The following is a 12,854-nucleotide window of genomic DNA, read 5'->3' on the forward strand; positions in this document are numbered from 1 at the left end:
CCGGAAAACAAATTTGGCCAGAAAGGCCCGCCACATAGCATGGTTGGGAAAGTCATTGCGTCCTTTGCCCCGGTCCTGATTCAGGGCATGGATTAAGGGTTCATCTGGCAGGACTTGGAACACACGGGATAATTTTTCCAAATCTCCCAGATTTTCTTCCTCGAAAAGGTCAATTTGTGTTATAATTTTCATGGGGAATCTCCTTTGTTTTGAGTTTTGACACCTTTATTATCAAGGATTTTCCCTTATTTGGAAAGCAAAAACTGTTTTTGGTCGTATTTTTCCCAAAACAGACAACAGCCCACTGGAAAACGTGATAAACACGTTCAGCTAGCGGGCTGTTTTTTATAACTATACCTCTGAAATATGATGAAATCAAGGCAAAAGAACTGCGTTATTGATTCATTGCCCCAAAAAACTACGATAGTCAAAGGCTTCTCATCACCGACCGCTCTCTGGATTTATCGGTCTCCATAGCCCGGCTATCAGGATTACGGCAGCACTGACATCCCTGAAAAAGACAAAAAAGCGAACCCCTGAACCATCCACCGATTCAGAACTCTCTGTCGAATGCACCATTCTTGTTACTTGACTGTAGTTGATTGTTTCTTCAGACGTCTTTTCGCTTTCCTTGAAACTGTTTTAACAATACGACTAGGGTGAAATTCAAGAAATGTTGTCTGTTTTTCACTTTCACAATGTGTTCCGTTTTTATTTGACGCTACGCACCACAAAGCGTTTGACGACCAGATCGAGTTCTTGACTTTTTAGGAAATTCTCAATATCTGCCAGATGAAAGCTCTGGTCTTGCTCGATAGAAATCGTTATCTCATAGAGTTCTTCCTGTTCACTCTGTTTCATTTCCATCTTGATCGAGTGGTACTGTTCACAGTGATAGTAGGTATAGAGCTGACTAAGTGTTGTCTTATCTGCAGTCTCTCCTACAATCCTGATTTCAAAATCCCCACTATTTTTTTGACTAGCGTGGGTCAAGAGCTGAATCATCACCACTACAAGCGTACAAACAAGGCCCAGCAACCACATGCCGCCTCCAATCGCCATCCCAATCCCAGCAGTCGCCCAAACACCTGCAGCAGTCGTAATCCCGCTAATCTTTTTGTCCCGCATAAAGATAATGCCGCCACCGATAAAGCTGATTCCACTGACGATTTGGGCTGCTACCCGTGAAGTGTCAAAATTAGGTGTGTCTAAAAAGGCTTCTTTTGAAATAATCATCATTAAGGCCGATGTCACTGCCACGATGATATGGGTTTTGATTCCCGCCTGCTTATTTCTAGCACTGCGTTCATAGCCAATTGCCCAGCCACAGACAACCGCTAAAAAAATAATCAGAAAATGCTGAATAACCGCCTCCCGTTCGATCCATTGCCCAATACTCTCCATTTAGTCTCCCTTCTTTTCATTTCATGTGCTGTTCTCTTTCCTTGAAAGAAAGCTAGAGGTTGGGACCGAGTCTTCAACCTCTAGCTACTTACCATCTTTGCTTGACCAATTCCAATCCAACTCTTTATATGATGCCTCTTTTTACAAGGTATTGAGACACTAAACTAGGCCAATCGGTCTGAATAATGTCTGCTCCCTTTTCCAAGAGAATCCCCCAGCCCTCATCTTCTGACTTCAAAATGGAGACATTGTCATCATGACCAGCAAACAATTTCTTTTCATCATTCATAGTCAATGCATTAATCCAGACACAGAGGTTAGCTTCTTTTAACTTTTGAATATTCTCTGTTTGGTAAAAATCATCTGCTTCTGTTTCAGCCTTGATTTCCACTCCGATAATATTGACATCTGGATACTGCTTCAAGAGTTCAAGCTGAGACAGCTTACTAATCTTGGGCATAAAGAGAAACTTAGTTTCCTCTTCTGCGAAAAAGCGAAGTGTTTCTTCCTCAAGAGGTCCCTTTAAAATGACCTGATTCACCATCTCTTCTTTTTTGACCAAGTCACATACCAGTGAAAAAAAGTCCCAGGCCCGATCAATGTTGATCAAACAGCGTCCCTTAAAATAACGCAGCGTGTCTTCTAACTTTTCAACAGGATAGGAAATGGCAGATAAATTACTGTTACAATAAGCCAAATCTTTCAGTTCTTGACTCGATAATCTACGAATATCAAAGTCTTTTTGAAAATTTTTTCTCTCCATGCCATTATGGAAATGATAGAGTTTGTCATCGCTGGTTTTAAAAACATCAGCTTCGACGATGTCGCCTCCCATTTGGAGAGAAGCTTCATAAGCTGGAATGGTATTCTCCACAATATTTCCTGCTGAACTTCCTCTGTGAACAGCAATCAAGACCTTCTTTTTTCCCAACTCTTGGTTTAAAAAGTGATTCACTTCCTTGTAGCTTTCCTGTCCAATCATACTGCCTTCTCCTTTATAAAGTGCTCAATCAAATGGTAAATAGCATCCCTAAATCGTGGAACGACATAAGTGGCATGAGCCTTCACATCTTCTGGAGCATGAGCCATGCAGTAAGAAATGGTCGCTGCGTCAAACATAGAGGTATCATTTTCAGAATCCCCAATAGCCACGCTAAAGCTTCCTTTACTCAACTGTTCAAGAGCCTGCCCTTTCGAGGTATGATTGGCAGAAATCTCAATTCTTCTCTTTCCAACCCGAAAGATGGACAAATCTGGAAACAGAGCTTTTAAATCCTTGGTGATTTGACAAGCCTGCTCCAAGTCATCTGGACGGAGATTGATCTTATAAACGGTGCGTTTCAAAGCTTCATCATAAGGATTGTCCATATAATCATAGTTCAGGCCTAGCAACTCATTTTGATTTTCCTGTTTAAAGTTTCCAAAACGTTCCTTGTTATCAAGGGCATCAAAGGTGACCCCATGATTTTTTAAATACTGGATCAAATCTTTTAAGCGTTCCTTTGAAATCTGACGATCTTCTAATACTTGACCCTTAGCATCCACAATATAGCCGCCATTAAAGGCAACTTTATAATCCAAGGACAGATCATTGACTTCTTCCACATAGGTAATTTCCTTCAAAGATCGTCCAGTCGCAATAATCAGTTGGCTATAGTGACTAGCAGCCCGAAAGGCTTTTAAATCCTCACTTGCAACCGCCGAAGAATCAAAGACGAAGGTACCATCAATATCTATAAATAGCTTGATTTTCTTATCAGTCATGGACTCGCCCTTCCTCTTTAAAGATGTCCAGAATTTCATTCTTTAAAATATTAGCCTTACCCCCATAGATGGACTGCATCTGCATGCCAGATTCCACAAAGCCCAAGGCTTCTAAATGATTGACAATGAGATCATTATCAACCTGCGCTCGGTCCTTGACGTTAATCCGCAGTCGAGTGATACAAGCGTCAACATTTTCAATATTGTCATACCCACCGTGAGCAGCAATGAGAGCTCTTGCTTGCTTTCTAAGGGCAGATTCTTGAGCATTTGCTGCCGATTCCTCATGATGTTGGTATTTCGCTTCTACTTCTTTGCGGTTAGAAAGTTTGACTTCTGAAGCATCGCCCCGTCCAGGAGTTTTTAAGTCAAATTTCAAAATCATGAATTTGAAGACATAGTAGTACAAGAAGGCACAGCCAATACCCACAAGCGGGATAATATACCAGTGAGTTTTACCACCTTGGATTAATCCATAAATCGAAAAGTTAATCAAGCCATGTCCCATCGGCGCCATGACCGCACCACCAAGTAACTCAGTCACTACAGAAGTCAAACCTGCAAGAAGTGCGTGCGCACCATAAAGCATTGGCGCAACAAAGAGGAAGGTGAATTCCAAGGGTTCTGTAATCCCTGTGATAAAGGAAGTTGCTGCAGCCGCAGTTAGAAGAGAGGCCACTGTTTTCTTATTTTCAGGCTTTGCAGTCCGATACATCGCAAGAGCTGCAGCAGGCAGACCAAACATAAAGTAAACAAATTTCCCTGCATTAAAACGAGTAATGGTTGGATCAATATTCAAAATAGAAGGATCAGTCAAGGATGCCATATAAGCATTCAAAGTTCCTCCGATTTTTTCACCAGCAATGGTCCATACTCCTCCAAGATCGGTCGTCATAACAGGAAGATTCAAGCCATGATGAAGACCAAACGGCAAGAGAGAGCGCTCTAAAATCGCATACAAGAAGGTTCCCACATAGCCTGTTTTGACAACAAGACCTGAGAAAGCAGTAATTCCTTGTTGCACAAATGGCCAAACTAAAAAGAGAGCAGAAGCCACAACAGCCATGACAGGAATGGCAACAAGCGGTACCAAGCGAGGACCACTAAAGAAAGAGAGAACCTGCGGGACTTTGACATTGAGCACTTTCTTGTGCACATAATAAACGACTAGGCCGGTAATAATTCCTCCAAAAACATTCAAGTCCATGGTTTGAATCCCTAGAACGCTGGTCTGCATTTGCGCAGCCATGGCCAAGCGATAGGCTTCCGGGGCTAAATCTCCCTGAGTCACCAAACTCCCTGTTTGGGTCAAAAGGAAATTTAAAACCTTGTGCAGTACGATAAACCCAACTAAACCAGAAAGAGCCGCAGAACCCCTTTCTTTCTTTGCAAGCCCAACAGCTACCCCAACTGCGAAAATAACGTGCAGGTGAGAAAAGACAACATCTCCCAAAGCTACAAATAAATTCATTAAAAATTGGAAGGCTTCATTTTGCAAAAATGGATACATTTCCAAGGTTGTTCCATTGGTAAAAGCTGCCCCAATTCCTTTTATAATCCCAGCTCCAGGCAAGATGGAAACTGGTAGTAACAATACGCGCCCGAACTCTTCAAACGCAAGAATGACTTTATTTTTCGATGCCATAATATCACCGTCCCTTTCTTGATTCTATTGTATCATTCCTCCATTTTTAAAGACTATTTTAGGGAAAAAAATGAGGGAAAGGAAAAAAAGACCTCTAAGAGTACTTTTTTACTCTTTAGAGGTGGCTTGCTGCAAGAGCAGTTTTTCATATAAAATGGTACTCATCAGATAGAGCATGAGCCGTGAACGAAGCTTGGTTCGTGTATGGGTACTGTTATAGACATGAAGCGTATGCGTGCTGATTCGCTTGAGAGGGCTAGCAGCCAGACTGGTAATAGCAATGATACCAGCTCCCTTTCCTTTTGCCTTTAACAGCATTTCATTAAAATCCTCAACATTGCCACTTAGAGAAAAGACAATTAGAACATCATCTTGGTTGGCAATCTCAGGAATCCGTTCCATCGAAAAATAGTCAATGTAATCATTGGACCAAAGATTGATTAGTTTGAGCTTGCGATTTAAGTCGGAAGCTACTTGAGAGCTCGATCCTGTTCCCAAGCAAAAAATTCGTCTAGCACCTAAAATCTCTTCACAAATACGAGTCAGGAGCTCCTGATCCACCAAATCAATGGTGGCTAGAAAGTCTCCTTTCATCATTTCCAAAATCAGCGAGAAATCATCTACCTGTGATGTTTGTGGAGTCTGATTAATCTTTTTCGAAGCAATCAGAGCGTATTTCAACTCTGTAAAAGTGTCACAGTTTAGTTTTTTTACCGCTCGGATAATCGTCGCATTGGAAACAAATAGATGCTCTCCGATAGTCTTTAGTTTTAGTTTTTCAACGTCTTCATATTTTAAAATAAAATCTACAATTTCCTGCTCGGCATCAGAGAGTCGATCATAGTTTTCATTGATGGTTCTATAAATATCCGTCACAGGCGGCCTCTTCTTTGCTAGTTTCTAAAACTATTATAACATATTTTAAAGCGACTTGAGCCCTTTACTCTTCAAATGACAATCCTGATTTCCAGTGTCAGACTTAAAACAGTATGTTTTATACTCAATGAAAATCATCAGCAGACTAGAAAGCTAGCCGCTCAAAAGCTCCGGCGGAGGTTTTGAGGTCGCAGATAAAGCTTCCGCTAGGAAGTGTCAGTTGCTCAAAGCACTGCTTTGAGGTGACAGATAAAACTTCCGAGAGGAAGCCTCAAAAGTACGGCAAGGCGACGCTGACATGGTTTGAAGAGATTTTCGAAGAGTAGTAATCCGCTGCCTCACGATAGGCAGGCCTGGGAGTCGCTATCGGCTTCACCGGCAGCGGATGCCCCAAAGGACTTTCACCCCAGATGCACGGCATGCCCGCCGCAGCAAAAAACGACCCCCAGCCTGACGCGGCTGGAGGTCTGACTTACCTTGCTGATAGTGAGAGCAATCAGTTCACCCAATGTGTAACTGAATAACAATTTTTTGATTTATTGTTTTTGTGGTGTTATTTATAAAATTTCTAATTCCTTTAACCGCTAATGATTTTCTTTTATCTTAGCAACAGAACTATATTTAATAAAGCAACTATTGAGTTAATTCTCGAAGTCTGAAAACCATCTAAAAGCTTCTACTTTCTATACCATCGTTATACTTAGATAAGCTAAGCAGGCCTATCTAATGAATCAACCAATAGTTCAGTAAAGCAACTACTTATATGTTACAAACAATTAGCTATCAGCAAAGCAAATCGTAGACAAAGTAAAATGTTTCCCTTTCTTCCTGTTTCCTTACCCTTATTATAATACAGCGCAGATTTATTTGCAAGCGTTTACACTCAAGAAATTTAAAAATATTTTTTCTATCCAGAGTGCAAGCAAAAAGGAAAGGAGACCACAAAATGAGGCCTCCTTTAGAATGTAGATAATTCTTGTCAGTGATTAGAATTAACAAAGACTTTTTATAAGGAAAATCAACGATTGGCCTTATTTATCGTCTTTTTTAACCATATTTTTAACGCCTTCGATGGCGCCTTCAACAGCATCTTTGGCATCTACTGCAACTTCTTTAACTTTAGAAACTGCTTTTTCAGCAGCTCCTTCTTTTTCTGTTTTTTTATCACCAGTTAATTTGCCAAGGCCTTCTTTAACAGAGCCTTTAGCTTGGTTGAATTTTTCTTCTGCAGACATAATTTAGACCTCCGTTGTCAATTTTATTATGCTTATGGGCTGAAACCTCGTTTTATCGTTATTGATGAGTTGGTAGCCTTAGCTGCTAAATTAGAGCGAGATTACCAATCATCTGGAGACTTTATAGAATACCTAACCGAATTGATTTTGAAAGGTCGCCAATCTGGGGTAATCATGATTGTTGCTATGCAACGTCCTGACGGAGAATACCTCAAAACGTCCTTTACGTGACCAATTTATGAAACGAATTTCTGTTGGTCACTTAGAAGACGTTGGGAATAAAATGATGTTTGGGGATGCTAACGCGAATAAAGTTTTTAAAAAGATTGATGAAATTGACGGGGAGGAAATTTTCGGTCGTGGTTATATTGCAAATGGTGGGGAGGTAGCTAGGGAATTTTATTCACCTACTGTCCCCTTTGAGGAAGGCTTTTCTTTCTTTGAAGAATATAAGAAACTAGCTGTTTTAAATGACCCACTATTAGAGACAACAGAGACCACACAAACTTCATCATCTGACTTGCCCGTTGAACAAGTAGAATCTTCCCTACTTCCTCTGAATGACTTTGCCAAGAAATCAAATATTCCAATTTCAACTTTACGAAATCTTGTGAAATACATAGAAGAACAGGACTATACATTCACAAGAGAGGATAACCGTATTATGCTAGATGAAGCAGACATTGCTTTGTTGGAGGAAATTGTGGCAGAGAAAGAACAGGCCGACTTGCCCGACCGAGCTGACAAGCGGGCGTTTTGGGGTGTGCCCTAGGCACGCCCCAAAAGGGCTTAACCTCCCGATACTAATAGGGGGGTTAAAACTAACACAAGTCCTAAAAAGGCTGTTCTTATCCCAATGACTAGCCTAGTAAGCATAAACACAAGGATAACAAATAACCTACGTTCCTTGAAAAAATAAAAATCGACGACAAAATAGCAAAAATGGTATAATAAAATCATTAAAAGATTGGTTTGGTCAGGTTTAACATGAGTATCTCTTTAATTGTAATTGTATCAACTTTAATGTTAAGTATTTCAAGGATTATTTTAGCGTACATCTCACAATCAATGTCATTTTTAACAGAAACTGCAAAATGGATAAAATCCCATGAAATAATTCTCAAATTGTGTGATGAGCTATTGGCGATAGCATCATTTTTATTTAGTAGTTACATCATTTTCTTCGTTTTATCGTATAAACAAGGAAACCATTTTAGCTTAGCAATAATTATTGCTAGTTTGCTATATTGTATTTTTGCTTGGATAGGTATTATACTGACAATTGGAAATATGGTTTATCCAGTTAATGGGATAAAACCACTTGAGAAACACGGACTATCTACAACCATTTTACAAATTTATTCAAGATTACATTTATCAGATTTATCTCTAGGAATAATGACTATCTCACTATCCAGCCTAATTCCAAATTTATCTCTCACATTTAGTGGGGTTATTATTGGAAGCATGCAGATGATGTTTACATATTACAGTAAGAAGTTAAATTATAAAATGCACATTTTTACAATTGTTATTTGGAATATCTGGATAATTTTATTTCAAATATTGTAAAATATTCAAAAATGAATTCACTTGTTTAATAAGCTATAATCTTAAAATAGACAACAGGGACAATCTTATTTGGCATTTGCATAATACAGCACATCTGCACCGTCAGGAACTATCTACAGAGTTTATTCTGTTTGATCAAAAAGGGAATACAATCAAGAACTTTCAAAATATTTTCCCTCAGTTTGTTTCAGATATTAAAAAAGGGATTGAACATTATCTAGAGACTTTGGATGTCTATAGTAATCAAATGAAAGTCAACCATCTATCCTATACTTTTATCACTCATAACAAACATTTAGTGCTGAATCTTTTACAAAACCAACCTAAATTAAAGGTTTTAGTCATGAGTAATTTTGATCAGTATCATGCCAAATCCGTAGCAGAGACACTTTCTTATTATTGCAGCAACAATTTTGAACTTGAAGTTTGGAATAAATTAGAACTATCAGTCGATTCTTTAAAAGAATCACCTTACGATATCATCATTTCTAATTTTATTATTCCTCCTATTGAGAACAAGAGACTGATCTATTCCAATAATATTAATACGGTCGCACTCATCTCCTTACTTAACGCAATGATGTTTATTCGAATAGACGAGTGATTTAGACGATTTTTATAACAAAAAAACCGCTAGATTGCGGTTTTTCAGAACGTAGACAAATTCCATTTTCTTTGTAAAAATTTTATAAATTCTTACAAAGAATTAAGAAAAAGCTCATTGCTATAATTAAAACAAAGATCAACCAAGTCTTTCCGCTGTGAGAAAAGCGCCTGAAACTCTTTAGTTTCAGGCGCTCGGAAGATTTGAGACTTTAGGCTCAAATCTTAGGTATGGAATTCCGAAGGAAGTCGCTACCGTCCGCACTCACTTAAGGAAAGGCTTTGGATAACTTTGTCTTCAGTCTCAAAAACCGCTAGATTGCGGTTTTTATTAATATATTAGGGCAATTTGAAGAAAAAGGATATAATCCTATATACTATATAATAGAGAACTAGATCCTTTTGAGCATTATTGGTCTAACTCTTGGTTTTACAAAACTCTGAGCAAGCCTATTCAAACAAGCCATAGTAGTCGGCGATGGTCATCTTGGCTTTTTCCTCCTGCTGGAGGTCCTGAATGATTCGGCCGTCCTTCATGACAATGAGGCGGTTGCCGTACTTGAGGGCATCCTCCATGTGATGGGTAATCATGAGGGCTGTCAGCTGGTCACGGCTGACAAAATCATCTGTCAGCTCCATGAGGGCGACACTGGTCTTGGGATCCAGCGCCGCGGTATGCTCATCCAGCAGCAGCAGCTCCGGCCGCTTGAGGGTCGCCATGAGGAGACTGAGTGCCTGCCGTTGCCCGCCCGAAAGGTATTCAATCGGCGTATCCAGATGCTTGTCCAGACCGTTGCCGATTTTCTCAATCGTCGCCTGAAACTCTTCCCTGTAACTGTTGAGCCTACGGGGTACCAGCCCTCGCTTTTCCCCTCGGAATTTGGCTATGAGGAGGTTTTCCGCTACGGTCATGCGGGGAGCCGTGCCCATTTTGGGATCCTGAAAGACCCGGGCCAGATACTTGGCCCGCTTTTCCGGCGAAAACTTGGTCACATCTTCGCCCAGAATCCGGATGCTGCCGCTGGTCAGGGGCAGGGTTCCGGCAATGACATTAAAGAGAGTGGACTTGCCGGCCCCATTGCCGCCCAAAACGGTGATGAAATCGTGTTCATGAATCTCCAGCGAAACATCGTTTAAGATGACCTTTTCTTCATCAAAGCCGCTGTCTACAATTTTGCTGGCATTTTTTAATTCTACAATGACTGTCATTTGCTTAACTTGGCTCCTTTGAAGACTTTATTTTTGAGGGTCGGAATCATGAGGCAGACAGCCAAGATAACCGCACTGTAGAGGCGGAGATAGCTGGTGTTGAAGCCCAGCGCAATGACGCCCCAGATGAGAAACTGATAAGCAATGGCGCCGACGACAATGGTCAGCAGACGCTCGGCCAAAGTCAGACTCTTAAAGAGGACCTCGCCGATAATCAGGCTGGCCAGCCCGACCACGATGACCCCAATCCCGCGCGACACATCCGCATAGCCTTCCTGCTGGGCAATCAGTGCCCCCGCCAGAGCAATAACGCCATTGGACAGGACGAGCCCCATCAGCTCCATGCGGCCAGTATGGATGCCGAAACTGCGGGCCATATCAGGATTGTCTCCCGTCGCGATATAGGCCTGCCCCAGCTTGGTATCAAGAAAAAAGAGCAAGCCTGCAATGACCAGACTGACAAACATCAGACCTGTCAGGAGATTGTTGATTTCTCCGGAAAAAGGCAGAAAGCCCTGAATAAGGCTGGAACCAAGGAGTCCCAGATTGGCCCTTCCCATAAGCATCAGCATAATCGAGTGGCAGGAGGTCATGACCAGAATCCCTGACAGCAGGGTAGGAATCCTGCCCTTCGTATAGAGCAGCCCTGTCACCAGACCAGCTGCACAGCCAGCTGCAACAGCCGCCGCCGTTGCTAAAAAAGGATTGATCCCCTTGGTAATCAAAGTAACGGCCACTGCCCCGCCCAAAGGAAAGGAGCCCTCAGTGGTCATATCCGGGAAGCCCAGAATCCGAAAGGTCATAAAAATACCCAGACCCAAAATGGCCCAGACCAGGCCCTGTGAAATGATGGAAAGAATCATACTGTTATCCTAACTAATTAAAATCGTATCCCTATTTTAACACAAAAAAGGAGCTAAGAGCAATGCTGACGCGCAGCAGAGAAAAGAAGCTCCCTAAACCTTACTCCACAACTGTCATCCGGCCGGTATCTACATCGTAAACCGCACCCGAGATTTCCACATCGGCTGGGATGAGCGGTGACTGCCGCAGCAACTCCATATCCTCGCGCACGCTTTCCTCTGCGTCTCTAAAGGGCAGGAAGTCCTGATTGCTGACATCAACACCCAACTCTTGCTGAAGATAAGCTGCAAACTCTTCATTTTTGAAGGTTTGCGCCCCACAGTCTGTATGGTGCAGAACCACGATTTCCCGCGTCCCCAGCTGCTGCTGGGAAATGACCAAGGAGCGGATGACATCCTCGGTCACGCGGCCGCCGGCATTGCGCAGAATGTGGGCATCCCCCAAGGCCAGGCCCAGCGCCTGAGCCACATGAAGACGGGAGTCCATACAGGTGACGATGGCCACCTTGGTCTTAGGCTTGATAGGCAGATGGGCCGTCCCATGCAGATCAACATAAGCTTGATTGGCCTTCATAAAATTTTCAAAATACGACATGCTTTTCCTCGCTGATACTTTGATATTCAAATGATTTTTTATTATCTTACCATCTTTTTCGGCATTTGTCAGCTGTCAGCTTTTCATAAAAAAACGAGGACAGATAAAACCAGCTTCTCACTTGGTCACCTATCCTCGTTTTCTTATTATGAGCCTTTTGGAATGAACTTGCTGAGTGAGCCGGCAAAAGTTTGAAGATTGAGGCTCTGAACATAGACTTCACCAGTACCTTGGAAGGTGTTGACCACGCCTTCACCCGTTCCGATAGATTGCCAGAAGCCATTTTCCAGATGGATATTGTAGTTCAGAGACTGACTCCAAGCCACTACATGGGCATTGTCAATGGTCACTTCTTGGTTATGCAGCTCGATTTTTTTGATAGAGCCAAAGGCATTGGCCAAGAGCGTTCCCTGACCCTGAGTGGTCATGACAAAGAAGCCGCCCTGACCGCCAAAGAGAGCCTTGCCCACAGACTGGCGCTCCATCGTATAGTAAGCCGTGCCAGAAAGGGCCAGAAAAGCACCGTCATTAAGCCGGTATTGCTTTTCTCCCAGATAAAGCGGAATGACTTGACCCGGAGCATCGGGCGCTAAAGCCAGGTAGCCGTTATTGGTCTGGGCCACAGCCTGAGTAATGAAGGTACTCTCGCCCGAAACCATGGAGCGTCCTACCGCCTTGACAAACCGACCCAAACCGGAACCGCTGGCATTGAGTTGGGTGCTCAGGGTCACATTGGGCGTATGGTAAACCATGCTGCCGCGCTGAATAAAGACCGTTTCGCCTTGATGAAGCGACAGTTCCACCAGAGGAAACTGCATGTTGCTGTCCATAGAAAATTGCATAAACGGTGCCTCCTTTTGATTATGACTTGATTATAGCATTTTCCTATATTTTGGACAAAGGAAAACTGAGTGTCAAAAAAAGAAAAGAAAGAGGCTGAGACAGACTCCCATGATGGCTGCGTCCTCACCCACAGAGGGATGGATCTTTTGGAAGATACCGTATAAAAAGTCCTTCAGTCTCGCTTTGTTTTGGCAAAAAACTCTTGACGCGGCAGCTGATTGCTCAAAGCACTGCTTTGAGGTTGC

10 protein-coding genes and 4 pseudogenes are annotated in these 12,854 nt (G+C 42.2%); 2 read left to right on the forward strand and 12 right to left on the reverse strand.

Going from position 1 to position 12,854, the window contains the following annotated elements:
- From STRDD11_RS13565 to STRDD11_RS01995, 8 genes and pseudogenes are all read right to left on the reverse strand, one after another.
- Positions 1-192 (reverse strand): annotated as a pseudogene (locus STRDD11_RS13565) (DDE transposase); the annotation flags it as partial.
- Between the two features lie 250 nt (positions 193-442).
- Positions 443-579, reverse strand: a pseudogene (pflA, locus tag STRDD11_RS01965) (pyruvate formate lyase 1-activating protein); the annotation flags it as partial.
- A gap of 132 nt (positions 580-711) precedes the next feature.
- Positions 712-1,404, reverse strand: a complete 693-nt coding sequence (locus tag STRDD11_RS01970; protein WP_128834841.1) for an MgtC/SapB family protein — start codon at positions 1,402-1,404, stop codon at positions 712-714.
- A 124-nt stretch (positions 1,405-1,528) separates the two neighbouring features.
- Positions 1,529-2,386, reverse strand: a complete 858-nt coding sequence (locus tag STRDD11_RS01975) for a glycerophosphodiester phosphodiesterase family protein (protein ID WP_128834843.1) — start codon at positions 2,384-2,386, stop codon at positions 1,529-1,531.
- The gene (locus STRDD11_RS01980) at positions 2,383-3,168 is read right to left on the reverse strand and encodes an HAD-IIB family hydrolase (protein WP_164828337.1); all 786 of its coding nucleotides are present in this window, start codon (positions 3,166-3,168) and stop codon (positions 2,383-2,385) included. Before STRDD11_RS01980 ends, STRDD11_RS01975 begins: the two co-directional genes overlap by 4 nt.
- Positions 3,161-4,813, reverse strand: a complete 1,653-nt coding sequence (locus STRDD11_RS01985) for a PTS transporter subunit EIIC (protein WP_128834847.1) — start codon at positions 4,811-4,813, stop codon at positions 3,161-3,163. The genes STRDD11_RS01980 and STRDD11_RS01985 overlap by 8 nt, the downstream gene beginning before the upstream one ends.
- A gap of 108 nt (positions 4,814-4,921) precedes the next feature.
- A complete protein-coding gene (locus STRDD11_RS01990; RefSeq protein WP_128834849.1) occupies positions 4,922-5,689 on the reverse strand; it encodes a MurR/RpiR family transcriptional regulator in 768 nt (255 codons plus the stop codon).
- A 1,031-nt stretch (positions 5,690-6,720) separates the two neighbouring features.
- Entirely contained in the window at positions 6,721-6,924 is a 204-nt protein-coding gene (locus STRDD11_RS01995) for a CsbD family protein (RefSeq protein WP_128834851.1), read from the reverse strand.
- Between the two features lie 24 nt (positions 6,925-6,948).
- On the opposite strand from STRDD11_RS01995, the pseudogene STRDD11_RS02000 reads away from it, so the two are divergent.
- Positions 6,949-7,696, forward strand: a pseudogene (locus tag STRDD11_RS02000) (cell division protein FtsK); the annotation flags it as partial.
- Between the two features lie 834 nt (positions 7,697-8,530).
- A pseudogene (locus STRDD11_RS02005) lies at positions 8,531-9,100 on the forward strand (M protein trans-acting positive regulator PRD domain-containing protein); the annotation flags it as partial.
- Positions 9,101-9,549: 449 nt separating this feature from the next.
- Here STRDD11_RS02005 and STRDD11_RS02010 read toward each other — a convergent pair.
- From STRDD11_RS02010 to STRDD11_RS02025, 4 genes are all read right to left on the reverse strand, one after another.
- On the reverse strand, positions 9,550-10,308 hold the full coding sequence (locus STRDD11_RS02010; protein ID WP_128834853.1) for an ABC transporter ATP-binding protein: 759 nt from the start codon (positions 10,306-10,308) through the stop codon (positions 9,550-9,552).
- Positions 10,305-11,171 (reverse strand): ABC transporter permease, encoded by an 867-nt coding sequence (locus STRDD11_RS02015; RefSeq protein ID WP_128834855.1) that lies wholly within the window; start codon positions 11,169-11,171, stop codon positions 10,305-10,307. Before STRDD11_RS02015 ends, STRDD11_RS02010 begins: the two co-directional genes overlap by 4 nt.
- 100 nt (positions 11,172-11,271) lie before the next feature.
- On the reverse strand, positions 11,272-11,766 hold the full coding sequence (locus tag STRDD11_RS02020; protein ID WP_128834857.1) for a beta-class carbonic anhydrase: 495 nt from the start codon (positions 11,764-11,766) through the stop codon (positions 11,272-11,274).
- Between the two features lie 146 nt (positions 11,767-11,912).
- Positions 11,913-12,608, reverse strand: coding sequence for a TIGR00266 family protein (locus STRDD11_RS02025; protein WP_128834859.1), 696 nt, complete (start codon positions 12,606-12,608; stop codon positions 11,913-11,915).
- Between the last annotated feature and the right edge of the window lie 246 nt (positions 12,609-12,854).

The sequence above is a fragment of the Streptococcus sp. DD11 genome (assembly GCF_001578865.1).
Lineage (GTDB): Bacteria > Bacillota > Bacilli > Lactobacillales > Streptococcaceae > Streptococcus > Streptococcus panodentis.

What these genes read in the sequence shown, in the direction of transcription:
- STRDD11_RS02025 (WP_128834859.1), bottom strand. Translation starts at nt 12,608, where the DNA reads ATGCAATTTTCTATGGACAGCAACATGCAGTTTCCTCTGGTGGAACTG.
- STRDD11_RS01975 (WP_128834843.1), bottom strand. Translation starts at nt 2,386, where the DNA reads ATGATTGGACAGGAAAGCTACAAGGAAGTGAATCACTTTTTAAACCAA.
- STRDD11_RS02010 (WP_128834853.1), bottom strand. Translation starts at nt 10,308, where the DNA reads ATGACAGTCATTGTAGAATTAAAAAATGCCAGCAAAATTGTAGACAGC.
- STRDD11_RS02015 (WP_128834855.1), bottom strand. Translation starts at nt 11,171, where the DNA reads ATGATTCTTTCCATCATTTCACAGGGCCTGGTCTGGGCCATTTTGGGT.
- STRDD11_RS01970 (WP_128834841.1), bottom strand. Translation starts at nt 1,404, where the DNA reads ATGGAGAGTATTGGGCAATGGATCGAACGGGAGGCGGTTATTCAGCAT.
- STRDD11_RS01985 (WP_128834847.1), bottom strand. Translation starts at nt 4,813, where the DNA reads ATGGCATCGAAAAATAAAGTCATTCTTGCGTTTGAAGAGTTCGGGCGC.
- STRDD11_RS02020 (WP_128834857.1), bottom strand. Translation starts at nt 11,766, where the DNA reads ATGTCGTATTTTGAAAATTTTATGAAGGCCAATCAAGCTTATGTTGAT.
- STRDD11_RS01980 (WP_164828337.1), bottom strand. Translation starts at nt 3,168, where the DNA reads ATGACTGATAAGAAAATCAAGCTATTTATAGATATTGATGGTACCTTC.
- STRDD11_RS01995 (WP_128834851.1), bottom strand. Translation starts at nt 6,924, where the DNA reads ATGTCTGCAGAAGAAAAATTCAACCAAGCTAAAGGCTCTGTTAAAGAA.